This window comes from Streptomyces sp. NPDC001410, from assembly GCF_042895235.1.
Taxonomy (GTDB): Bacteria; Actinomycetota; Actinomycetes; order Streptomycetales; family Streptomycetaceae; genus Streptomyces.
Map to the genome: position 1 here is coordinate 74,008 of NZ_JBIAWE010000011.1, position 22,302 is coordinate 96,309.

General features: G+C 71.7%; 16 protein-coding genes. 8 read left to right on the plus strand and 8 right to left on the minus strand.

Annotated features, from left to right (window positions below; translation table 11 throughout):
* Positions 1-57 precede the first annotated feature (57 nt).
* From ACFY3C_RS24590 to ACFY3C_RS24625, 8 genes are all read right to left on the minus strand, one after another.
* On the minus strand, positions 58-1,065 hold the full coding sequence (locus ACFY3C_RS24590) for a beta-ketoacyl-ACP synthase III (protein ID WP_386575746.1): 1,008 nt from the start codon (positions 1,063-1,065) through the stop codon (positions 58-60).
* Positions 1,062-2,051 (minus strand): VlmB-like protein, encoded by a 990-nt coding sequence (locus ACFY3C_RS24595; protein WP_386575745.1) that lies wholly within the window; start codon positions 2,049-2,051, stop codon positions 1,062-1,064. The genes ACFY3C_RS24590 and ACFY3C_RS24595 overlap by 4 nt, the downstream gene beginning before the upstream one ends.
* A complete protein-coding gene (locus ACFY3C_RS24600; RefSeq protein ID WP_386575744.1) occupies positions 2,048-2,596 on the minus strand; it encodes a flavin reductase family protein in 549 nt (182 codons plus the stop codon). Before ACFY3C_RS24600 ends, ACFY3C_RS24595 begins: the two co-directional genes overlap by 4 nt.
* Positions 2,593-3,126, minus strand: a complete 534-nt coding sequence (locus ACFY3C_RS24605) for a hypothetical protein (protein ID WP_386575742.1) — start codon at positions 3,124-3,126, stop codon at positions 2,593-2,595. Before ACFY3C_RS24605 ends, ACFY3C_RS24600 begins: the two co-directional genes overlap by 4 nt.
* 19 nt (positions 3,127-3,145) lie before the next feature.
* Positions 3,146-3,628, minus strand: a complete 483-nt coding sequence (locus ACFY3C_RS24610; protein ID WP_386575740.1) for a type II toxin-antitoxin system RatA family toxin — start codon at positions 3,626-3,628, stop codon at positions 3,146-3,148.
* Positions 3,629-3,630: 2 nt separating this feature from the next.
* A complete protein-coding gene (locus tag ACFY3C_RS24615; protein WP_390772244.1) occupies positions 3,631-4,926 on the minus strand; it encodes an aspartate aminotransferase family protein in 1,296 nt (431 codons plus the stop codon).
* Positions 4,927-5,064: 138 nt separating this feature from the next.
* Entirely contained in the window at positions 5,065-6,207 is a 1,143-nt protein-coding gene (locus tag ACFY3C_RS24620) for an acyl-CoA dehydrogenase family protein (RefSeq protein WP_390772245.1), read from the minus strand.
* 27 nt (positions 6,208-6,234) lie between these two features.
* Positions 6,235-7,866 carry an aldehyde dehydrogenase family protein gene (locus ACFY3C_RS24625; protein WP_390772246.1) on the minus strand — a complete coding sequence of 544 codons (1,632 nt, stop codon included), beginning with the start codon at positions 7,864-7,866 and terminating at the stop codon, positions 6,235-6,237.
* Positions 7,867-8,028: 162 nt separating this feature from the next.
* On the opposite strand from ACFY3C_RS24625, the gene ACFY3C_RS24630 reads away from it, so the two are divergent.
* From ACFY3C_RS24630 to ACFY3C_RS24665, 8 genes are all read left to right on the plus strand, one after another.
* Positions 8,029-8,328, plus strand: a complete 300-nt coding sequence (locus ACFY3C_RS24630; protein ID WP_145884114.1) for an acyl carrier protein — start codon at positions 8,029-8,031, stop codon at positions 8,326-8,328.
* An 11-nt stretch (positions 8,329-8,339) separates the two neighbouring features.
* A complete protein-coding gene (locus tag ACFY3C_RS24635) occupies positions 8,340-14,027 on the plus strand; it encodes an SDR family oxidoreductase (protein WP_390772247.1) in 5,688 nt (1,895 codons plus the stop codon).
* Between the two features lie 53 nt (positions 14,028-14,080).
* Positions 14,081-15,685 carry a long-chain-fatty-acid--CoA ligase gene (locus tag ACFY3C_RS24640; RefSeq protein ID WP_390772248.1) on the plus strand — a complete coding sequence of 535 codons (1,605 nt, stop codon included), beginning with the start codon at positions 14,081-14,083 and terminating at the stop codon, positions 15,683-15,685.
* 32 nt (positions 15,686-15,717) lie between these two features.
* Positions 15,718-16,833 carry an LLM class flavin-dependent oxidoreductase gene (locus ACFY3C_RS24645; RefSeq protein ID WP_390772249.1) on the plus strand — a complete coding sequence of 372 codons (1,116 nt, stop codon included), beginning with the start codon at positions 15,718-15,720 and terminating at the stop codon, positions 16,831-16,833.
* 29 nt (positions 16,834-16,862) lie between these two features.
* Positions 16,863-17,630 (plus strand): thioesterase II family protein, encoded by a 768-nt coding sequence (locus ACFY3C_RS24650; protein ID WP_386575948.1) that lies wholly within the window; start codon positions 16,863-16,865, stop codon positions 17,628-17,630.
* 161 nt (positions 17,631-17,791) lie between these two features.
* Complete coding sequence (locus tag ACFY3C_RS24655; protein ID WP_390772250.1) at positions 17,792-19,285, plus strand: MFS transporter; 1,494 nt, start codon at positions 17,792-17,794, stop codon at positions 19,283-19,285.
* A 244-nt stretch (positions 19,286-19,529) separates the two neighbouring features.
* Positions 19,530-20,723, plus strand: coding sequence for a cytochrome P450 (locus ACFY3C_RS24660; RefSeq protein ID WP_390772251.1), 1,194 nt, complete (start codon positions 19,530-19,532; stop codon positions 20,721-20,723).
* 357 nt (positions 20,724-21,080) lie between these two features.
* Positions 21,081-22,289, plus strand: coding sequence for a cytochrome P450 (locus ACFY3C_RS24665; protein WP_390772252.1), 1,209 nt, complete (start codon positions 21,081-21,083; stop codon positions 22,287-22,289).
* Positions 22,290-22,302 lie beyond the last annotated feature (13 nt).

Below are 22,302 nucleotides of genomic sequence, written 5' to 3' on the forward strand. Positions count from 1 at the left end.
TTCGAAGGTGTACGCACCCCGCGTACCGCTGAATCGATATGAATGACTGACGATCGGTCAGATGGTTTGCAGCTCCGGCCAGATGACGGTGCCGGCACCCCAGGACAGGCCCCCGCCGAACGCGGTGAGCAGCACCCGGTGGCCCGCGGCGAGCCGGCCCTCGGCGGTGGCCTCGGCGAGCAGCAGCGGAATCGAGGCGGCGCCGGTGTTGCCGACCCGCGCGATGTTGCTCAGCTGCCGCTCGGCGGGGATGCCGAGCCGGTCCGAAACCGCCTCCAGGATCCGGGCGTTGGCCTGGTGCGCCACGAACCGGTCGACGTCGTCCAGCCGCCAGCCGGCCCGCTCGGCCGCCTCCGTGGACGCGGCGGTCATGTGCTCCACCGCGTGCCGGTAGGTGTCCCGGCCGAGCATCTGGAAGTAGTGGTCCTCCGGGGCGACCGGCCGGTCGGTGGACCGCTGCCGGGAACCCCCCGCCGGGACCTCGATCAGATGGCTCAGCTCGCCGTCGCTGCCGAGCACCAGCGGGCCGATCGCACCGGGTTCACCGGCCGAGCCCGCGCGCAGCACCACCGCGCCCGCGCCGTCCGCGAAGATCACCGCGGTGGTGCGGTCCTCGGGGTTGATGATCGTGGTGAAGGCGTCCGCCGCGATCATGAGCACCCGGTCCGCGATCCCGGCCGCGATGAGCCCCGCGGCCGAGGCCAGGCCGTACAGGAACCCGGAGCAGACGGCCGCCACGTCGAAGGCTGGCACCTGCCCGAGCCCCAGCCGCGCGGCCACCTGCGGTGCGGTGGCCGGGCAGGGCTGGTCCGGGGTGGTGGTGGCCAGCACCACCGCCCCCACCTCCTCGTCACCCGCCGACTTCAGCGCCCTCAGACCGGCCTCCACCGCCAGATCGCCGGTGGAGGTGCCAGGGGAGATGAAGTTCCGCTCGGCGATCCCGGTGCGCGACCGGATCCAGGCGTCGGAGGTGTCGAGGCGGGCGGCCAGGTCGTCGTTGGTCACCACGTTGGGCGGGACGTACGCCCCGATGCCGGTGACGACCGCGGCCCGCCCGGTGCTCATGCGCCGGCCTCCGAGGCGAGGACGCCGACGGGCAGGCCCATGTAGGCCATACGGACCTCGGCCATCTCGTCGGTCCACTGCTCGGCCATGTCGTAGCGCTGTTCGGCGGTGGTGTCGAGCAGCCGGACGCCCGGCCAGATCTCGTAGTCCCCGATCTTGTCGGCGTGCTGGAACATGCCCTCCTGGAACAGTTCCTCGCGGTGGATGACGAACTCCCGGTCCGGGATCTCGTCCCACAGCTTCACGCCCGCGCGCAGGATCTCCAGCAGCCGCGGCTTGTACTCCGGGTGCTCGATCACATGGTCGCGCAGGATGGTGCTGGCCACGGTGAGGTGGCGGATCTCGTCGATGGCGGTGCCGCGCGAGATCTCGCCGGTCGCCGGGGACAGCGGGGTCCACTTGCGCTCGCTCAGCTCGGCCGCCGGGGCGAGCACACCCTCGATGATGATGGCGAACACGGCGACCCCGCCGGGGAAGTCGGCCTGGTCGCGGACGATGTCCAGGGTGAAGTCCACCACCGGGTCCAGGACCCGCCCCCGGTAGTCCCGGGCCATCTCGTCGATGTCCTTGAGCAGCGTGGTCGCCGGGATGCCCAGCTCCACCAGGTGCTGGCGGAAGACCCGGGCGTGCCGGGCCTCGTCGATCAGCTGGGTGGCGTAGAACTCCATCTGCGGGATGCCGGGCGCGACGCAGACGTAGTGGCCGAGCAGCCGGGTGGCCAGCTCCTCCGCCAGTGCCCGGAAGCCGAACTCCAGGATCAGCGCCTCGCGTAACGGGCCGGGCGCCTTGAGGAAGTCCGGGGTGATCGCGTTCTCGTGGTGGCCGGTCACCCCGCGCTCGCGCAGCGTGCCCTGGGCCACCGAGGTGATCCAGTAGGCGAGGTCGCACTCCTCGGGGCCGAGGGTGAGTTCCTTCGCGCCGTCCAGCAGACCGGGTGCCTTCTCCCAGTCGGCTTCGGGGGCTACGAGTACCGGATATTCAGTCATGATGCGGCGGCCTCCTTCGCCGGGCGCAGGGAGCCGGCGAACAGCCCGCCGGCGTAACTGAACAGGGGGAGCCGCCCGTTGTCGGCGGTGGCGCGGACGACGTACCCGAGCAGCAGCTCGCTGTCGCCCGCCTCGTGGGCGGAGTGGAACCGGCAGACGTAGTGGGCGAGCGCGCCCGCGATCAGCGGGGCGTGCGCGTACCGGTCCGCCGTCCAGGCCAGGCCCGCGAAGGCCGCGTCGCCGTCGGGCCGGCCGCTGTCGGCGAACCGCCGGGCCACGTCGGCCTGGTCGCCGCCGAGCACGTTGACCGCGAACCGGCCCTCGGCGGCGGCCAGCCGGGCGAAGGACGAGCCCGCCCGCAGCACCACACCGACCAGCAGGGGGGAGCGCGAGACCAGGGTGACCGTGCTCGCGGTGGTGCCGTGCATCCGGTCCTCGGGCCCGGTGGTCAGCACCGACACCGGGGACGCCAGGTGGTACAGGGCCCGGCGACGCTCGGCCGGGTCCTGCCGGACCGTGCGCCGGACGCCGGTCGCGGTGGTCATCGCACGGCCTCCGTCTCCCGTACGACCGGCCGCGCCGGGACGTGCCCGACCGGTACCGGGTCCATGGCGTGCCCGACCGGCTTCGGGTGGGGCAGGCCCAGGTCGTCCAGCAGCCGCAGATAGCCCTCCTGGCGCACCGGCTCGAAGGGCAGCGCGAAGGACTTCATGAAGTTGCCGAACAGACCGCGGTCGCCGAACAGATGGAACGGCAGCACCAGCAGCGCCCACTCGGGCTTGACCAGCCAGCACCACAGCGCGGCCACCGCGCCCTGCGTGATGAGGCTGTGCATGACGTTGTACAGGACGTAGTACGCCTTGTGGATCGGCCGGCCGCCGCTCTTCTTGAACGCGATGGCGCCGGGGATGTAGCCGATCAGGTCGATGTAGAGGAACAGTCCGAGCGCCGGCAGCCAGCGGATGTCGCCGAAGTGGTAGACGATCAGGCCGGTGGTGACGGCGAGGCCCACCAGGTACTCGGCGCGGTGCAGCGAGTACGTGCGTGGTGTCTCGAAGGGGTTCGCCTGGTCCATGTCAGCTCCTCGGCACTTCCTAGGCGCCGACCGCGGCGGGCTCGGTGAGTTGGATGCCGCCCTGGATCCGCACGGCCGGGTACAGCCCGGTCAGCGCCCAGGCGACGGTCTCCTTGATGACCCGCTCGGCGATCGGGTCGAGGATGCCCTCCAGGCTCGGGATGCCGAAGTCGAAGTCGGCGTCGAAGCGCACGGTGACGTCGGCGCCGTCCTGCTGCACCGACCAGGTCCCGGAGAAGGAGTCGAAGTCGCCGTCGGACTGCTCGAAGCGGATCTCGCCGCACTCCGGCAGCACGGTGTCGTCCTCGGTCCAGCGCAGCAGGCCGCTGCGGAAGTGCAGCTCCCAGCTGGAGGAGGCCTTCGGGTCGGGGTAGGAGGCGTGCACGGTGGTCGCGTTGACGTGGGGCGCGAGATCCGGGTACTTCTCCCAGCGCCGTACGGCGTGCAGGACCGTTTCGGCCTGCTCCGCGGGTATCAGGGCATCGAGTTCGACGTGCCGCACGATCAGTTACCGCCTTCCGGCATCTTGGCCGCGCCCCGGATGAGGTCGCGGGTGGCCAGGTCGAAGGAGTTGACGAGGAAGTCCACGTCGGTGTCGTCCAGCACGGCGGGCGGCGTGAACCGCACCACCGAGCTGCCGTTCATGGAGTGGTTGGCGACCACGCCGTGGTTGAACAGCTCGATCAGCAGCTCGCCGGCCAGACCGGCCTCCACGAGCTCCACGCCGATGAGCAGACCCCGGCCGCGCACGTCCACCACCAGCTCGGGGATGTTGCGGTGGGCGACCTCCGCGATCCGCGGCAGCAGCCGGGCACCGAGGTCCATGGCCCGGGTGACCAGGCGCTCCTCCTTGACGGCCCGGATCGCGCCCTGCACCGCGGCCATCAGCACCGGCTGGCCGGAGAAGGTGGCGGTGTGGACGTAGGGGTCCTTGTCGAAGGGGCGGAACGCCTTGCGGGTGGCGACGGCCGCCGACACCGGCATCACCCCGCCGCCGAGCGCCTTGCCGGTGAGCAGGACATCCGGGACGACGCCCTCGATGTCGGCGCCCCACCACTCGCCGAGCCGCCCGAAGCCGGACTGCACCTCGTCGAGGATGAGGAAGCCCTCGTACTCGCGGACCAGCTCCTCGACCCGCTTGAGGTAGCCCTTCGGCGGGATGATGACCCCGCCCTCGCCCTGCACCGGCTCCAGGATCACGCACACCTCGCCCGGGTGCGCCCGCAGTTCCGCCTCCAGGGCGTCGGCGTCACCGAACGGCAGGTGCTGGAAGTCGGGCACGAGCGGGCGGAACGGCGCCTGGTAGACGTCCTTCGCGGTCGCCGACAGGGCGCCCAGCGTCTTGCCGTGGTAGCCGCCGCGCATCGAGATGGTGCGCTTGAAGCCGTTCGCGCGGGCCAGCTTCAGACCGGTCTCCACCGCCTCCGCGCCGGACAGCGCGAAGTGCACGCGGTCGAGTCCGGGCGGCAGCACCGAGACCAGGGCCTCGGCGGCGCGGGCCACCGTCGGCTCCAGCAGGATGCGGGTCGCGGTGGGGTGGGTGCGCAGCTGGCGCTCCACCTCCTCCATGACGATCGGGTGCCGGGCGCCCATGATGAACACGCCGTAGCCGCCCGCGTTCAGGAAGCGCTCACCGTCGCTGGTGGTGAGCCAGGCGCCCTCCGACGCCACCTCCATGTGACTGCCGAACAACTCGGCAAGCGTGGCCCGGCCCTTGCTGAGGTGGGCCCGGTACAGATTGAGGATCTCCGCCTCGTCGACGGCGGTCGCCGGCGCCGGTGATTCCTGGATGACGGTCACGTGTCGCTCACTCCAAAAGGTTGGGTGGGGGGAGCGCCCCAAAGGGGCGCGGGGCCGTATCGATATGCGGCTCCGCCGCGCGGGCGCGACCAGCCACATACGGCCCGCAGTCGCCCACGAAGCTCTGCCTGCCGAGCTCTACGCCAGGACCAGCGGCCCCCCGCCGAAGTACGCGAGCAACGGCTCCGACGCGGCGATACGGGACGGCGGATGAAACGCCAGCGCCCGAGTAGCGGCAGCGACCTGCGCACTGGCAGCGCTGCTGATGAAGTCCAGCCCCCCGAGCAGCTCCAGCGCACGGGCCACGACGCCCGGCAGCGCGTTCTGCACGGCGTAACGGGCAACAAGCACCCGCGCCACCGACTCCTCGTCACCGGGCTCGGGACCGGTCCCGCGGGCCACGCCCTCCAACAGAGCGAGGGCGGCCTCCATGTCGACGGCGAGAGCCGCTCGCTCCTCGGCGCTGCCCCGCTGCCGCTCCAGCACCTGCTCCACCAGCGCGGCGGCGGAGCCTGCGTACCCGGCGGAGATCAGCATCTCGAACCAGACGAATCCGGCCGACTGCAGGTCGTCGAGGCGGGTGGGGTCGTCGGCGCCGGCCCGGACGACCATCTCGGCCGGGACGAACACGTCCTCCAGGCGCACCTCGTCGCTCTCCGCGCCGGCCAGCAGGTCGTTGCCCCAGAACGGGTGCACGGACATGCCGGGCGCGTCGGCCGGCACCAGCGCGAGCGCCAGCTCCGGCTCGCCGCCCTCCTCGCCGTGGATGGCGGTGGACGCGGTGAGCAGGCTCATCGAACGGGACAGGCTGCACGGCTTCTTCGAACCGGACAGCAGGAACCCGCCCTCGACCGGGCGCGCGGTCACGGCCGGCTTCAGGATGTTCTGCGCGGTACGGCCCTCGGACCAGCCGGAGGCCAGCACCTGCTGGTCCGGCACGATCCGGTGCAGCAGCTCGGTCTGCGCGGCGGTGAGCCGGCCCGACTTGACCGCCAGCGAGTACAGCATGGCGGCGGTGAAGTGGTGCATGGACACGGCCGCGACCAGCGACGGGGAGACCGCGCCGAGGGCGAGCTGGACCCGCAGCGCCTCCAGCGGGGCGGCGCCGTGGCCGCCGTAGGCCTCGGGTATCAGCAGACCGACCCCGCCGTGGATGCGGAACAGGTCGATCACCGGGCTGCCGGGCCGCTCCCGCTCGGCATACGGAATCTGCTCCAGCTCCTTGAGCAGACCGGGGTGGAACCGCTCGCAGACGGTCCGGGCAGCATCGAGGGAACGCACGGGAAACCTCCGCAGGACTGGGTGTGGTCAGGCGCCGAAGACCGCGTCGTACGGGCTCACGTCGCGGGCGATGCTGACTCCCTGGACGTGGGAGGTCTTGAGCATCGGGTAGTTGGCCTCGCCGAAGGCGCCGCCGGTGCGGCCGGTGCCGCCGTGGCTCGGCAGGTACGGCAGGAAGCCGATGTGGGAGTCGTTGACCTTGAGCAGGCCGCCGTTGACCACGCGGCGCACGAAGGTCTCGATGACGTGGTCCGAGCGCGACCACAGGGAGTTGCGCAGCCCGTAGGCGTTGCTGTTGACGAACTGCAGGAAAGCCTCGAGCAGGGCGTCGTCGTTGTCGCGTTCGGCGACCACGATCGGGATCAGCGGGAAGAACGTCTCCTCGCGGACCACGTCGTAGGTCCGGGCCCGGTCCAGGCCGTCCACCCGCACCACCGTCGGCTGCAGGAAGACACCCGTGTCGGAGACCGTGCCGTCGACCTCGGTGCGGTGGCCGCCGGTGACCAGCTCGGCGCCGTTGTCCATCGCCTGCCGCAGCAGCCGGAAGAAGCGCTCGCTGCGCCGCACCGGCGACAGCAGCACGTCCTCCTCCTCGGGCAGGCCCGGCCTGATGCCCTTGACCTGCTCCTTGACCTCCGCGATCAGCGCCTCGGCGATCTCGGGGTGGACCAGCACGTAGTTGGGCACCATGCAGATCTGCCCGGAGCCGTAGAACGACTCGGTGATGGCCTCGGCCGCCCACTTCACGTCGGCGTCCTTCCACACCACGATGCCGTCGTTGCCGGCGAGTTCGAGGATCGGCTTCTTGCCGTGGGCCACGCAACTCTGCTCGAAGCGCAGGCCCTCCTGGCTGCCGCCGATGTAGAAGATGTCGTTGATCAGCGGGTCGGCGATCCAGCGGTCCATGGTCTGCTTCGGGTTGGAGCACACCGCGTTGAGCACACCGGCCGGCGCGTCGATCTCCTCCAGCAGCGGGGCGACGATGTCGCGCAGCAGCCACATGGTGGACAGCGCGATGCTGCGGGGCGCCCGCACCACCACGGCGTTGCCGGCCATGAGCGCCAGTACGCACAGGGCGGTGCTCGGCAGCGGGGCGTTCTGCGGCGGGTTGAAGGCGACCACGCCGTCCGGCTGGCGGTGCAGGATCAGCTTGCGGCCGTTGTACTCCTTCTCGACCCGCATCTGCTTCAGGTACCAGCGCAGGGAGCCCGGGGCGTAGATCTGCAGCAGGCAGCTCAGCTCCCAGCGGGCCAGCTTCACGGGGTGGGACTCGGCGACCAGCATGCGCAGGAACTCGTCCTGGTGCTTGATCAGTTCCTCGCGGAAGCGGGTGCCCAGCTGCATCCGCCGCTCCAGTGGTACGGCCGCCCAGTCGGGGGCGGCCGCGGCGGCCGCCTGGGTGGCCAGGTCGATGGCGGAGTCGTCCGCGATCGCGCAGCGCCCGACGACATAGGGGTGCTTGGCCGCGTCGGATTCGGGGTCCTGTTCGAGCGAGCGCTTCAGGCTGACGCTCGTGAAAACGTCTTCCAGCAGGGAGCGCCCGCTGACGGTGTAGACCCACCCGTCCCCGGCGACGTCCTTGCCCGCGATGTAGAGGTCGTAACTCTTCAATCCGGAAGGTGCCTCAGCACTCTCCTCCTGCGCGGCTTCGCGAAGCATCTTCAGCCTTTCGGATATGGCGTGTGGATTTCTTGAAGCAATGCGAGCCTGACAGCGGAATCTGACCCCGCGCTGACACGTGACTGACCGCGCCGATCAAGCCACGGGGAGCGCTCTCCGGGCTGTCAGCGGGGCGTCAGCCGGCCTTGCTTGCATGGCCGCATGCCACCTGTCGACAGCACGATCCAGCGGTTGCGCGATCTGCCGCGCAGTGAACTCGCCGAAGAAATCGAGTCAATCGTCCTGGTGAAATTCAAGGCAGTACTTCTCATGGACGATTCCGAGGATCTCCCCCTCGACGTCAGCTATTTCGATCTCGGCCTCACCTCGCTGCGGCTGACCGAGATACGACAGAGCCTGGAGCAGCTCCTGGACCTGTCGATCAACGTCAACGTGCTCTTCAACGAGCCGACGATCGCCCACCTCGTGGACCACCTGACCCAGGCCATCCAGGAAGCTTGAGGAGTCGCTCCATGCCGCGTACGGAATCAGAGCAGGCGCCCGAGCCGGTCGCGATCGTCGGAATCGGTCTGCGGTTCCCCGGCGGCAGCGGCTCGCCCGACGAGTTCGACGCCTTCCTGCGGGAGGGCCGCAGCGGAATCGGCCCGATCCCCCGGGACCGCTGGGACGTCGACGCGTTCACGCCCGAGGGCCCCGACGACAAGGGCAAGATCCGCGCCTCGGCCGGCGGGTTCCTGGACCGCATCGACCTGTTCGACGCCGGCTTCTTCAACATCTCCCCGAAGGAGGCCCGGTACATGGACCCCCAGCAGCGGCTGCTGCTGGAGACCGCCTGGCAGGCCCTGGAGCACGCGGGCATCGACCCGGCGCCGCTGCGCCGCGGCAACGGCGGCGTGTACATCGGGGCCAGCTCCATCGACTACGCACTCGAACTGGACTCGCTGCCCTACGAGGAGCTGGACGGCCATCTGGCGTCCGGCATCACCATGTTCCCGCTGTCCGGCCGCCTCTCCTACTTCCTCGGCTGGCGCGGCCCGAGCATGAGCGTCGACACCGCCTGCTCGTCCTCCCTGGTCGCGCTGCACCTCGCGGTGCAGGCACTGCGCGCCGGCGAGAGCGACATCGCGCTGTGCGGCGGCGTCAACGCCCTGCACCACCCGCGCATCCCGGTGATGTTCTCCAACGCGCAGATGCTCTCCCCGGACGGGCAGTGCAAGACTTTCGACGAGGCCGCCGACGGCTACGCGCGCGCCGAGGGCTGCGGCATCGTCGTCCTCAAGCGGCTGGCCGACGCCGAGCGTGACGGCGACCGGATCCTCGCCCTGGTGCGCGGCACCGCCGTCGGCCAGGACGGCGACAGCGCCGGTCTGACCGTGCCCAACGGCCCCGCCCAGGAGAAGGTCATCCGCAGCGCGCTGGCCGCCGCCCACCTCGCGCCCGAGGACATCCAGTACGTCGAGGCGCACGGCACCGGCACCCCGCTCGGCGACCCCATCGAGTTCGGCGCCATCGGCGACGTGTTCGTCGACTCCCACACCAAGGACCGGCCGGTGCTGGTCGGTTCGGTGAAGACCAACTTCGGTCACATGGAGCCCGCCTCCGGCATCGTCGGCGTCATCAAGACCGTCCTGCAGCTGCGCGCGGGCACGATCTACCCGCACATCAACCTCAACACCCCCTCGGGACGCATCCCCTGGGACCTCTACCCGGTCCGCGTCCCGACGGCCTGCGAGCCCTGGGAAGCCGAGGTCCGGCGCGCGGTCGTCAACAGCTTCGGCTTCGCCGGGACCATCGGCGCGGTCGTGCTGGAGCAGGCCCCCGAGCCGACCGAGCAGCTGTGCGAGGGCGGGGCCGCACCGGTGTTCACCCTGTCCGCGAAGAACGCCGGCGCCCTGCGCGAACTCGCCGCTGAATACCGGAAGTTGGTCGAGGAGCAGCCCCTGTCGGCGCTCTGCCACAGCGCCAACACCACCCGTACCCACCACCCCTACCGCGTCGCCGCCCCCGTCGCCGACCGCGCCGCGCTCGCCCGGCTCCTGGACGAGGCCGCCGAGGCCGAGCACGAGGGGCCCTCCGGCATCCGCAAGACCGCGTTCATGTTCACCGGCCAGGGCTCCCAGTACGCCGGCATGGGCGCCGCCCTCTACGCGGCCCTCCCCGTCTTCCGCGCCCAGGTCGACGCGTGCGACCGGCTGTTCGCCGAGCACCTCGGCCGCTCGGTGCGCGAGCTGCTGCTCGGCACCGCCGCCGACCCCGAGGCGATCGACCGCACCGAGTACACCCAGCCCGCCCTGTTCACCCTGGAGTACGCCCTCGCCCAGCAGTGGATGGCCTGGGGCGTGCGCCCGAACGTACTCATCGGGCACAGTATCGGCGAGGTCGTCGCCGCCGCCGTGGCCGGCCTGTTCAGCCTGGCCGACGCGGTCACGCTGGTCGCCGCCCGGGCCCGGCTGATGCAGGCCGTGCGCACCGAGGGCGGCATGGCCGCCGTCGCCGCCCCCGTCGAGGAGGTCGCCCCCCTGCTGGAGGGCCGCGCCGACCTGGCCCTGGCCGGGGTCAACGCCCCCGACCAGACGGTGATCTCCGGTGCCACCGCCGCGCTGGACGAGGTCGTGGGCATCCTGAAGGACAGGGGCGTCCGCGTCGACCGCCTCAAGGTCTCGCACGCCTTCCACTCCCCGCTGATGGCCGAGGTCTACGACGACTTCCGCGCCGCCCTCGACGGCATCACCTTCCACGAGCCGAAGATCAGCCTCATCTCCAACGTCACCGGACGCCTCGCCCGGTTCCGCGAGATCGGCGACCCCGACTACTGGGTGCGGCACATCGGCGAACCCGTTCGCTTCCTCGACGGCATCCGGGCCGTCGCCAAGCGCGGCCGGCACGCCCTGATCGAGGTCGGCCCGCAGGCCGGGCTCACCGCGCTCGCCCGGCGCGGGATCACCGTCGAGGACCACCTGTGGCTGGCCAGCCTGCGCCGCCGCGACACCACCACCACGACCACCCTCACCGCACTCGCCGACTACTACGCGGCAGGCCTCGGCGTCTCCTGGACCGACTACCACGCCGGTCACCCCGCGCCCGCACGCGTGGACCTGCCGACGTACGCCTTCCAGCGCAAGCGCTACTGGCTGCCCACCGCCACGCCCCGCAGGGCGGCCGCGAACGGCACCGCCCGGCACCTGCTGCTCGGCGTCGAGGAGCGGTTCGCCAGCGGAGTGCGGGAGTTCAACGCGGAGTTCACCACCGAGGAACTCGGCGCACTCGCCGACCTCGCCGACGGCGGCCGTACCGTTCTGCCCGCCGGCGCCTACGTCGACCTGCTGCTCGCCGTGCAGGACGCGGTCCAGGGCCACGCCCGCTCCGCCGTCCGCGACCTGAGGCTGCTCGCGCCGCTGGAGCTGCCCGCCGAGACCGTGACCGCGCTGACCACCCGCTGGCGGCCGCGCCCGGACGGCGGCGCCGAGGTCGAGGTGTTCACGGTCGTCGGCGGCGAGGAGAACCTGCACGCCACCGCCGTCGTCGCCGCCGAACGCGAACCCCTGGTCCCCGTCTCCGAGCTGGCCGAGCTGGACGCCACGCTGGCCCCGGCCGGACAGCAGATCGACGACGAGGACATCTACACCGACCTCGCCTCCGTCGGCCGCCCGCAGGGCCCGAGGATGCGCCTGCTGCTGCGCGCCGCCCGGCACGGCGACGGCCTGGTCACCGGCGAGCTCACGGGCCGCGACGCCACCGCCGTCGAGCACGTCCCGGCGGAACTGCTGGAGGCCGCCGTACAGGCCCTGGTCGTCCTCGACCCCGAGGGCCCGGTGTTCGTGCCGCGCGAGATCGCCTCCGTACGGCACTTCCGCAAGCCGCGCGGCGAGAACCTGCGCGTCCTCGCCCGGGTCCGCGGTGAGCAGGACCGGCGCCTGGCCGACGTGCTGCTGCTGGAGAACGGCGATCCGGTCGCCGAACTGCTCGGCGTCCGCATGGCCCGGCCCGAGGGCCGCGGTGGCCGCCGTCAGTTCCTGCACCGCCCCGACTGGGTGCGCCGGGCGCTGCCCGCCAAGGAGCACGCACCGGCCCGGCACGTCGTCCTGCTCGACCCGTCCGCGGTCCGCGCCGCCGAACTCGCCGCCGAGCCCGGTCTGAAGGTCACCTGGCTGCCCGACCTCACCGACCTCAAGGCTGCCCTGGAGGACCCCACCGTCACCGACGTCTGCCGGCTCTGGCGGCAGCGCCCGGCGCCGATGTCCGACGGCCGGCTGCGCGTGGAGTGCGAGGACAACTACCGCGAACTCCTCACCCTCGTCGGCGCGTTGGACGCCTCCGGCGCCGCGCGGCCGCCCCGGCTGTGGCTGGTCACCGAGGGCGCCCAGTGGCTGCCCGGAGACCCGGCCGGCGACGGCGGGCACCTCGGCGCCGCAACTCTGTGGGGCTTCGGCCGGGTGCTGCTGACCGAATACCCGCAGTACCGGACGACCCTGGTGGACCTCGCACCGGGCAGCGGCCTCGCCCCCCTCGCGGACGAGTGGCGCAGCGAGCCGCCCGGCGAGTACCAGATCGCCCACCGCCCCGGCCGCCGCTATGTGCGCCGGCTGCTCGCCGGTGACTCGACCCTCACCTGGACCGGAGGCTTCGAACTGCGCGCCCCCGACTCCGGTGACCTGTCCGACCTGGCCCTGGCCTCGGTCACCGAGCGGGCGCCCGAGGCCGAGGAGGTCCAGGTCCGCGTGCACGCCGTCGGCCTGACCGCCGAGGACGCCCGCACCGCCCTGGACACCGGACGCGCCGAACGCGCGGAGGAAGACGCAGGCGTGGAGGAACCGCCGCCGCTGCTCGGCCAGTTGGCCCGCGGCACGGTCCTCGCCGCCGCCGACGGCACCGGCTTCGCGGCCGGCGACGAGGTCCTCGTGCGGCACGACGGCACCTTCCGCTCCACGCTCACCGTGCCCGCGTCGGCCGTCGTCCACGCCACCGGCTCCGACGACAGCGCGCCCCGCTTCCGGCTGGACGAGACCGGCGAGGCCCTGCGCACCGCCCTGTCCGACCCTGCCGGACGCGCCTGGGTGACGCTCCCCGAGGACCCGGCCGAGGAGCAGACCGACCAGGTCGACGAGGGCCCGGCCGGACTCCGCGCCGACCGCACCTACCTGGTCACCGGCGGCCTCGGCGGCCTCGGCCTGGTCACCGCCCGCAAGCTGGTCGCGCTCGGCGCCCGGCACCTGACCCTGGTCAGCCGCAGCGGCCGGGCCACCGAGGAGGCCTCACCGGTCCTCGCGGACCTGGCCGCCGACGCCGAGATCGATGTCGTACGCGCCGACATCTCCCGCTCGGAGGACGTCCAGCGCCTGGTGCGGCACCTCGCGGCGGGCCCGTACCCGCTCGGCGGGATCGTGCACGCGGCCGGCTCCTACGACAAGAAGCTGATCTCCGAGCTGACCTGGGAGTCGATCGACGCCCAGCTGGCGGCGAAGGCGTACGGCGGCTGGCTGCTGCACGAGGCGGCCGAGGAGTCCTTCCCCGAGCTGGAGTTCTTCGTCACCTACTCCTCCATCGCCTCCGTCCTCGGAGGCGCGACCCAGGGCCACTACGCCGCCGCCAGCGCCGGGCTCGACGCACTCGCCGAGTGGCGCAGCCGGCGCGGGGTGCCGGGGCTCTCGGTCAACTGGGGCGCCTGGGCCCGGGTCGGCATGTCGGCCCGCCTGGAGGAGCACCTCAGCCAGGAGATCGAACGCAGCGGCGTCCGCTTCTTCTCCCCGACCCGGGCCCTGGACACCCTGGCCCGGCTGTGGGGGCGGCCGCGCACCCAGCGGATCGTCGGCGAGTTCGACTGGGACCGCTATGTGGCGGGCAGCGTCACCGGCGACCTGTTCTACGACCGGCTCGCCCGGCAGACCTCCGACGACGACGGCACCGGCCTCGACCTCACGGCACTGACCGCGCTGCCCGGGGCCGAACGCCTGGCCGCCGTCACCGGCGTGGTCCGCGAGAAGGTCGGCGCCGCCTTGCACCTGGAGGAGGGCGACGAGCTGGACGTGTCCACCGAGTTCGTGTCGCTGGGCCTGGACTCCCTGATGGCCCAGCAGGTCAAGGCCGCACTGGAGCAGACGTTCCGGCTGCCCCTGCCGGCCTCCCTCACCCACGACCACCCCACGGTCCGTGCGCTGGCCCAGTTCGTCGACGGTCAGCTCGCTCCGGTACCGGCAGCGTGACAGAGCTGGGGGGCGTCCTCGACAGGGACGCCCCCCAGGGACGGGAACCCACCATGACTGACATACCGAGGGAGCGCTGGACGCTCCACCACTCCTCCCGGGCCCACGCCGGAAGCCGCCCGGACCACCCGGCCATCATCTGCGAGGGCCGCGTCACCACCTACGACAAGCTCCACCGCGACAGCAACCGCGCCGCGCACGCCCTGCACACCAGCGGGGTCAGGCGCGGCGACCGGGTCGCCTACCTGGGGCGCGAGTCGGCCAACTACTACCTGGTGATGATCGCCTGCGCCAAGGCCGGCGCGGTCCTGGTGCCGGTCAACTGGCGGCTCACCCCGCACGAGGTCGACCACATCCTGCGTGACTCCGGCGCGGCCCTGATCTTCGTCGACGACGAGTTCTGGGACACCGTCGCCACCGTCCGCCACCAGCTGCGCGGACTGCGCAGGGTGATCCGGGTCGACGGCACCGACGCCGACGGCGAACCCGCCCGCGGCGCGGGCCTGCCGGCCTGGGCCGCCGACCAGCCCGACACCGACCTCGCGCCCGGCACCGGCCCGGACGACGCGGTCATCCAGATCTACACCAGCGGCACCACCGGCCTGCCCAAGGGCGCGGTCCTCGCCCACCGCAGCTTCTTCACGCTGCCGCACGCGAGCCGCGAGCGGGGCGTGGACTGGATCGACTGGCTGCCCGAGGACGTCGCCCTGATCTCCCTGCCGGGCTTCGGTGTGGCCGGCATCGGCTGGTTCCTGCACACGTTCAACGCCGGCGGCACGAACGTGATCATGCCGCAGTTCGACCCGCAGGAAGCGGTACGGCTCATCCGCGCGCACGGGGTCACCACCACCTTCGCCGCCCCGGCCATGCTCCAGGCGATGGCGGCCGAACGCGGCGCGGACCCCGAGGCGTTCGCCTCCCTGCGCAAGATCGCCTACGGTGCCGCCCCCATGTCCGAGACACTGCTCAAGCAGTGCCTGGAGACCTACCGCTGCGAGTTCGCGCAGATCTACGCCAGCACCGAGACCGGCAGCGTCGCGGTCTGTCTCCCGCCCGAGGCGCACCACCCCGGCAGCACGGTCCTCACCTCGGTCGGCAGGCCCTGCCCCGGCAACGAGGTCAAGGTGATCGGCCCCGACGGCGAGACCCTCCCCGTCGGCGCCATCGGCCAGATCTGCGTCCGCGCACCCTCCCGGATGCTCGGCTACTGGAACCTGCCCGAGGCCACCGCCCGCACCCTGGTGGGGGAGTGGCTGCACATGGGCGACGCCGGCTACCTCGACGCGGACGGCTATCTCCACCTGTGCGACCGCATCAACGACACGATCATCGTCGCCGGGCAGAACATCTACCCGGCCGAGGTCGAGAAGGCGCTCGCCGCGCACCCGGCCGTCGCCGACGCGGCCGTCGTCGGCCTCCCCGACGACCGCTGGGGCGAGAGCGTGCACGCGGTGGTCGTACTCCGCCCCGGCTCGACAGCCACCCCACGCGAACTCCTGCTGTCCCTACGGGGCCGCATAGCCGACTACAAGATCCCGGGCACGTACCACTTCGCCGAGTCCCTCCCGCGTAACCCGTCGGGCAAGATCCTGCGCCGCGCGGTGAGGGAGAAGCTGACAGCGTCGGCCAGGGACGCACTGAAGGCAACGGTCGTCTGACAACACCCACAGCGGAGAAAGGAAATCGACGTATGCCTTCCAACGCCGGAGAGAGCAACTCCCAAGGGGCGCGGGGCTCTGCTGATTTGCGGCTCCGCCGCGGGGCGCGACCAGCCCCCACCGGCCCGCAGACCGCAGACGACGGCCGGCCCCCTCTCCAGATCGGCATCCTGCTCCCCACCCGTGAGCAAGCCATCAACGGCACCTACGCAGCAGCCCCGTTGCTCGACTTCGCCAAAACCGCGGAAGCGCTCGGCTTCGACTCCCTGTGGGCCGGAGACTCCCTCACCGCGCGCCCCCGCCTGGACCCCCTCGTCGTACTCTCGGCCGCAGCGGCAGCGACTACGCGCATCGCGGTCGGCACCGCGGCCCTCACCCCGGCCCTGCGCCACCCCCTCATCGGCGCCAACATGATCGCGAGCCTCAGCCATGTCGCCGCCGACCGGCTGATCCTCGGCCTCGGTTCGGGCTTCCCCATGCCGGAGACCGAGGAGGAGTTCGCCTCGGTCGGCGCCTCCTTCCAGGGCCGCGTCGGCCGCCTGGACGAGATCACCGCCCTGTGGCGGACGGCGTGGCGGTCGGGCGAGGAGGGCGAACCGGCCGAGTTCCAGGGGAAGTTCTGGCAGGCGGAGAACCTGGACCGGCTCCCCTCGCCCGCGGTCCCGGGCGGCCCGCCGCTCTGGCTGGCCGGCAGCGACACCCCCAAGGTCCTGGCCCGCGTGGCGACCCGCTACGACGGCTGGCTGCCCTTCCTCCCGGACGTCGACGCCTACGCACGCGCCCGCCGTCGTATCGCCGAACTCGCCGAGGAGGCGGGCCGGGGAGCCGACGCGGTCGTCCCCGCGCTGTACGCCACCGTCACGGTCAACGCCAGCGAGAGCGCGGCCAAGGCCGAACTGGAGCACTACATCAGCCACTACTACGGCCGCTCCCTGGAGCAGATGAGCAGCATCCAGGCCTACGCCTGGGGCAGCGCCGAGAAGTGCGCCGAGTGGCTCGGCGGCTACGTCCGCGCCGGTGCCCGGCACCTGGTCGTACGGATCGGATCCCTGGACCCCGAGCCGCAGTTGAAGGAGATCGCCGAGGTGCTGCTGCCCGCAGTACGCGCCCTCGGCCCGTCCACCACCGTTGGGAGTACGCAGTCGTGACCACCGCCATCGGCACCGTCGGCAGCCAGATGTCCACCGAGGGGCACTGGTTCCACCCCGTGGAGCCCTCGCCCGACGCCTCCATCCGGCTGTTCCTGCTGCCCCACGCGGGCAGCGGCGCCATCATCTACCGCGACTGGGAGAGCCTGCTGCCCCCGGACATCGCGCCGCAGGCGGTGACCCTGCCCGGCCGCCACAACCGCCGGGAGGAGACGACCTACGAGAACTTCTGGCCGCTGCTCGACGCCCTGCACGAGGCGGTCCTGAACGACCTGGACGAGCGGCCGTTCGCCTTCTTCGGCCACTGCCTCGGCGCGCAGCTGGCGTTCCGGCTGGCGATCAAGATGGAGGCGGAGGGCGGGCCGGCTCCGGTGATGGTCGGCATGTCCGGCTGGTCGCCCGTCGGCTTCTTCCAGCCGACTCAGGAGCAGAGCCGGATGCCGGAGCCCGAACTGGTCGAGTGGATCAAGAAGTTGGGCTCGTTCCCGGCCGAGATCTACGACAACCCCGAGATGCTCGCGCTCGTCGTGCCCGCCCTCCGCGCCGACCTCAGGGTCGCCGGGGACTACGAGGACGACGGCGCCGGCGTCACCTGCCCGCTCGCCTCCTACGGCGGCCGCAGCGACCCGCTGCAGGAGGCCCCGGACGCCATGACCCACTGGGCCGGACGCACCCCCGCCTACCTCGGCCACAACGAGTACGAGGGCGGCCACTTCTACATCGACACGCACGCCCAGGCCGTCACCGCGCACTTCGCGCACCGACTGCAGCGGACCGTGGCCAAGGCCGCGGGCTAGTACCGGCCCTGAGCCCGGACACCGCGTCAGCGCCGTGTCAGCGGGGCGCGGGACAGTGACCCGATGACTGTGTTCCGGGTGCTGTCCCGCGCCCCGCAGTGCGTCGCGGACCTGCGCGGCCCGCAATCGACCAGCACTAAACGACCTAGGGAGGGTCGTCCATGACCACCGAAGCGGAACTGACCGGCAGCGCGGCCTCGGCCGCACCGCCACCGGACATCGAGGAGGCCGCCGGAGCACCCGCCTGGGGCGCGCTTCTGGTCGTGCTGGCCGGCCTGTTCATCACCAACCTCGACTTCTTCATCGTCAACGTGGCCATCCCCTCGCTGCAACAGGGGATGCACGCCACCTCGGCCGAGATCCAGCTGGTCGCCGCCACGTTCAACATCGGTCTGTCGGCCATGCTGATCACCGGCGGCCGGCTCGGCGACCTCTACGGCCGCCGGCGGATCTTCTCCATCGGCCTGGCCCTGTTCACGCTGGCCTCACTGGCCTGCGGCATCGCGCCGAACATGGGCGAGCTGATCGCGGCGCGCGCGGTGCAGGGCGCCGCGGCGGCGCTGGTGATCCCGCAGGTCCTCGGCATCCTGACCACGACGTACACGGGCAAGGCCCGGGTCGCCGCGTTCAACGCCTACGGCCTCACCCTCGGCGCCTCGGCCGTCTTCGGGCAGCTGATCGGCGGCCTGCTGATCAAGGCGGACGTGTTCGGCTGGGACTGGCGGACCATCTTCCTGATCAACGTGCCGATCGGCGCCGTCGTCCTGCTGCTGACCCCGAAGCTGGTGCCCGAGTCCCGCGCCGACGGCCACACGGGCCTCGACCTGACCGGTGTGGTCCTGGTGACCGCCGGGCTCACCGCCGTCGTGCTGCCGCTGGTCGAGGGCCGCGAGCAGGGCTGGCCCACCTGGACCTGGGAGTGCCTGGTGGCCGCCGTACCGCTGCTGGCCGCCTTCTGGTACACCCAGCGCCGCAAGGCGGCCCGTGGCAGGTCGCCGCTGGTCAACCCGAGCCTCTTCGAGGACCGCGCGTTCGGTGTGGGCGTGGTCTCCCTGCTGGTGTTCTTCGCCGCGATGGCCTCCTTCTTCCTGGTCCTCGCGCTGTATCTGCAGGAGGGCCGCGGCCAGTCCGCGCTGCGGTCCGGGCTGCTGTTCATCCCGCTCGGCCTCGGCTTCTTCGTCGGCTCGGTGCAGGCGCCGAAGGCCGCGGCCAAGCTGGGCAAGCAGGTGCTGGCCCTGGGCGCCCTGCTGCTGGCGGCGGGTGACCTGGCGCTGGCCGAGACGGTGTGGCACCTGGACAGCAGCGGTTCCGTGGCCTGGTGCATCCCGGCCATGGTGCTCGGCGGGTTCGGCATGGGCTTCGTCGTCGCCCCGCTCACCTCGCTGGTCCTGGAAGGGGTGGCCCCGCACCACGCGGCCGCCGCGTCGGGTGTCTTCTCCACCGCCCAGGAGATGGGCAACGCCATCGGCATCGCGGTGATCGGCGTGGTCTTCTTCAGCGCGGCCGGGCACCGGATCGACGCCCACTCCTACGCCCACGCCTTCGGCACCAGCCTGCTGGTCCAGGCCGGGTTCTGCGTCCTGGTGGCGGCACTGGTGCAGCTGCTGCCGCGGGCGCGGCAGGCGGGTGCCGCCAGCGCCCCCGAGGCCGCCTGACCGACGGCTCAATACAGTCCCCCGACGGGGGCCGGCGAGTTCTCGCCGGCCCCCGTTTCCGTGTTCCCGGAAGGCTCTCAGCTGCGAATGTTCAGAACGCAACCTTCCCTTTTTGCCAATAGAAAACCAGTCATTTACTGGCTGAAAACACGTCAGTAATCCATCAGATCCCTGTCAGGGCCGCTCATCAGGATGTCTCCAACGCTGGACACCTAATGGAAACCAGCCAACGGAGGGAACCCCCATGTCCGAATGCGAGCAGCAGCTCCCCGAGTGGCCGATGGCCCGTTCCTGCCCCTACGCGCCACCGGACGCCTACGCGGGCCTGCGCAAGGAGCCACCTGTGCGCGTGCGCATACGCGGCGGCGAGGCCTGGCTGGTCACCCGGCACGCGGACGTCCGCCAGGTGCTCAACGACAACCGCTTCAGCGCCGACGACCAGCAGCCCGGCTTTCCGATCCGGATCCAGCTGCCGCCGGAGCCCGGTGTGATGTCGTTCAACCGCATGGACGACCCCGAGCACGGCCGGCTGCGCCGGATGGCGATGACCGAGTTCACCGCCCGCCGCACCCGCGCCCTGCGCCCCGAGGTCGAACTCCTCGTCGGGCAGCTGCTGGACGAGCTGGAGCAGGGTCCGAACCCGGTCGACCTGGTGGAGAACTTCGCCGTCCGGCTGCCGTCGCTGGTGATCGCCCGCATGCTCGGCGTCCCGGAGGAGGACGAGGCGACGTTCACCGAGCAGAGCCGGGTCATCCTCTCCCAGGACGCGACGCCCGAGGAGACGTACGGCGCGTTCGTGGAGATGACCCGGTTCCTGGACCGGCTGGCCGTCCAGCGCACCACGGAGCCGCAGGACGACCTGATCAGCCGGCTGGCCACCCGCTATGTGGCGACCGGCGAGCTGAGCCACCAGGAACTCGTCGCCATGGCCCGGTTCTTCCTGGTCGCCGGGCACGAGACCTCGGCCCACCAGATCAGCCTGAGCATCCTCAGCCTGCTGCGCGACCCGGGCCAGCTGGCCGAACTCCGCGCCGATCCCGTCCTGTTCAAGCCGGCGGTCGAGGAACTCCTGCGCTACTGGTCCATCTCGCAGGACAACCAGGTGCGGGCCGCGGTGGCCGACGTCGAGCTGGGCGGGGCGCGGATCCACAAGGGCGAGGGCGTGATCGTGGCGATCCCCGGCGCCAACCACGACGAATCGGTCTACCCCGACCCGGGCCGCCTCGACATCCACCGCAACGCCGCCGGCCACCTCGCCTTCGGCTTCGGCGCGCACCTGTGCCCCGGCGCCTCGCTGGCCCGCATGGAGCTGGAGGTCTGCCTGAGCCTCCTCTTCGCCCGCTTCCCCGGGCTCCGCCTGGCCGTCCCCGTCGACGACGTGCGCTTCCGCGAGAACACCCTCGTGTACGGCCTGGAGGAACTCCCCGTCACCTGGTGACGGCCGCTCACCCCCCGGGTGACAGGAGGGCCGTGCCCCACCACGGCCCCGCCCCCCACGCTGCCGGCCGCTCGCCCGCGGCCCACCCCCGTCAGCTCCTGATCAGCTTCGGGTCAGTCCTCCTTGGCAAAGTCATTACTCACCACCGACTCACACGGGCCCTTGCGGGGACCCGTGTCAGCGCTGTGTCAGCGCCGCGTCAGGGCACTGCGCGAAGGTGGCGTTCGGCGTCCGCGCACAACTCGGAGGTAAAGATTCCTCTTCCGTGCGCCGCCCGGGCCCCCTTCACCGTGCCCCCGCGCAGAAAGAGAGTCGGTGCCGAGGATCACCTTTGCCCCCCGATCACGGAGGACGAACATGTCACTCGCGGACCACACCGACATCCTGGACTGGCCCTTCGCCCGCACCGAGGACGGCAACCCGCCACCCGTGCTGGCCGAGTTGCGCCAGGCACCCCCTTGCGTGGTGCGCATCCCGGCGGGAGCAGCTCAGTCACGACTGGCCTGGCTGGTGACCAGGTACCACGATGTGCGCCAGGCCCTGTCCGACCCGCGGCTGAGCGCCGACGAGACGTTACCCGGCGCCCCTGTGCGCATCCAGGTGCCGCCCGGGGGCAATCCCAGCTCGTTCCTTCGCCTGGACGACCCCGAGCACGCGCGGCTGCGCGGCATGATCCAGACCGAGTTCACCTACCGCCGCGTCAAGCGGCTGCGCGAGCCGGTCCAGCGGCTGGTGGACGAGCTGCTGGACGAACTGGCCGCCCAGCCCCAGCCGGCCGATCTGCACGCCGTCTTCTCCCGGGCGCTGCCGACCCTCGTCATCGCGCGATTACTGGGCGTCCCGGAGGAGGACTCCCCGTTCTTCATCGAGAAGACCCGCGAAGTCATCTCCCAGGAGGACCCGGCCGTCTCCGAGGCCGCGTTCGTCGAGATGTCCGAGTACCTCGCCAAGCTGGCGCTGCGCAAGCTCACCGACCCCGGGGACGACCTGATCAGCAGGCTCGCCGTCAACCACCACGCGACCGGCGCCCTCACCCTGGACGAACTCGTCGGCATCGCCCGCCTCGTACTGGTCGCGGGCCACGAGACCACCACCAACCAGATCGCCCTGAACGTCCTCGCCCTGCTGCGCGACGACGAGCTGCGGGCTCAGGTCGCCGCCGACGACGGCGCGCTGATCGGCAATTTCATCGAGGAATCTCTTCGCTACTGGTCGATCTCCCAGGACGCCATGGTCCGCCTGGCGATCGAGGACATGGAGCTGGGCGGCGTGGCGGTCGAGAAGGGCGACGCCGTCGTCATCTCGGTGCCCGCCGGCAACCACGACGAGTCCGTCTTCGCCTGCCCGCACCGTATCGACCCGCACCGCGACACCAGCGGCCATCTGCAGTGGGGCTTCGGACCGCACTACTGCCAGGGCGCCCCGCTGGCCCGGCTGGAGATGGAGCTGGCCCTGCGCTCCCTGCTGCGCCGCTTCCCGAACCTCCGCCTCGCGGCCGACCCGCGCACGCTGTTCCGCCGCGGCACCGTCTTCCACGGGGTGACCCATCTGCCCGTGACCTGGTGACCGGAGACATCCC

What these genes read in the sequence shown, in the direction of transcription:
- ACFY3C_RS24595 (WP_386575745.1), bottom strand. Translation starts at nt 2,051, where the DNA reads ATGACTGAATATCCGGTACTCGTAGCCCCCGAAGCCGACTGGGAGAAG.
- ACFY3C_RS24590 (WP_386575746.1), bottom strand. Translation starts at nt 1,065, where the DNA reads ATGAGCACCGGGCGGGCCGCGGTCGTCACCGGCATCGGGGCGTACGTC.
- ACFY3C_RS24655 (WP_390772250.1), top strand. Translation starts at nt 17,792, where the DNA reads ATGACCACCGAAGCGGAACTGACCGGCAGCGCGGCCTCGGCCGCACCG.
- ACFY3C_RS24640 (WP_390772248.1), top strand. Translation starts at nt 14,081, where the DNA reads ATGACTGACATACCGAGGGAGCGCTGGACGCTCCACCACTCCTCCCGG.
- ACFY3C_RS24650 (WP_386575948.1), top strand. Translation starts at nt 16,863, where the DNA reads ATGTCCACCGAGGGGCACTGGTTCCACCCCGTGGAGCCCTCGCCCGAC.
- ACFY3C_RS24660 (WP_390772251.1), top strand. Translation starts at nt 19,530, where the DNA reads ATGTCCGAATGCGAGCAGCAGCTCCCCGAGTGGCCGATGGCCCGTTCC.
- ACFY3C_RS24600 (WP_386575744.1), bottom strand. Translation starts at nt 2,596, where the DNA reads ATGACCACCGCGACCGGCGTCCGGCGCACGGTCCGGCAGGACCCGGCC.
- ACFY3C_RS24605 (WP_386575742.1), bottom strand. Translation starts at nt 3,126, where the DNA reads ATGGACCAGGCGAACCCCTTCGAGACACCACGCACGTACTCGCTGCAC.
- ACFY3C_RS24630 (WP_145884114.1), top strand. Translation starts at nt 8,029, where the DNA reads ATGCCACCTGTCGACAGCACGATCCAGCGGTTGCGCGATCTGCCGCGC.
- ACFY3C_RS24665 (WP_390772252.1), top strand. Translation starts at nt 21,081, where the DNA reads ATGTCACTCGCGGACCACACCGACATCCTGGACTGGCCCTTCGCCCGC.
- ACFY3C_RS24635 (WP_390772247.1), top strand. Translation starts at nt 8,340, where the DNA reads ATGCCGCGTACGGAATCAGAGCAGGCGCCCGAGCCGGTCGCGATCGTC.
- ACFY3C_RS24645 (WP_390772249.1), top strand. Translation starts at nt 15,718, where the DNA reads ATGCCTTCCAACGCCGGAGAGAGCAACTCCCAAGGGGCGCGGGGCTCT.
- ACFY3C_RS24625 (WP_390772246.1), bottom strand. Translation starts at nt 7,866, where the DNA reads ATGCTTCGCGAAGCCGCGCAGGAGGAGAGTGCTGAGGCACCTTCCGGA.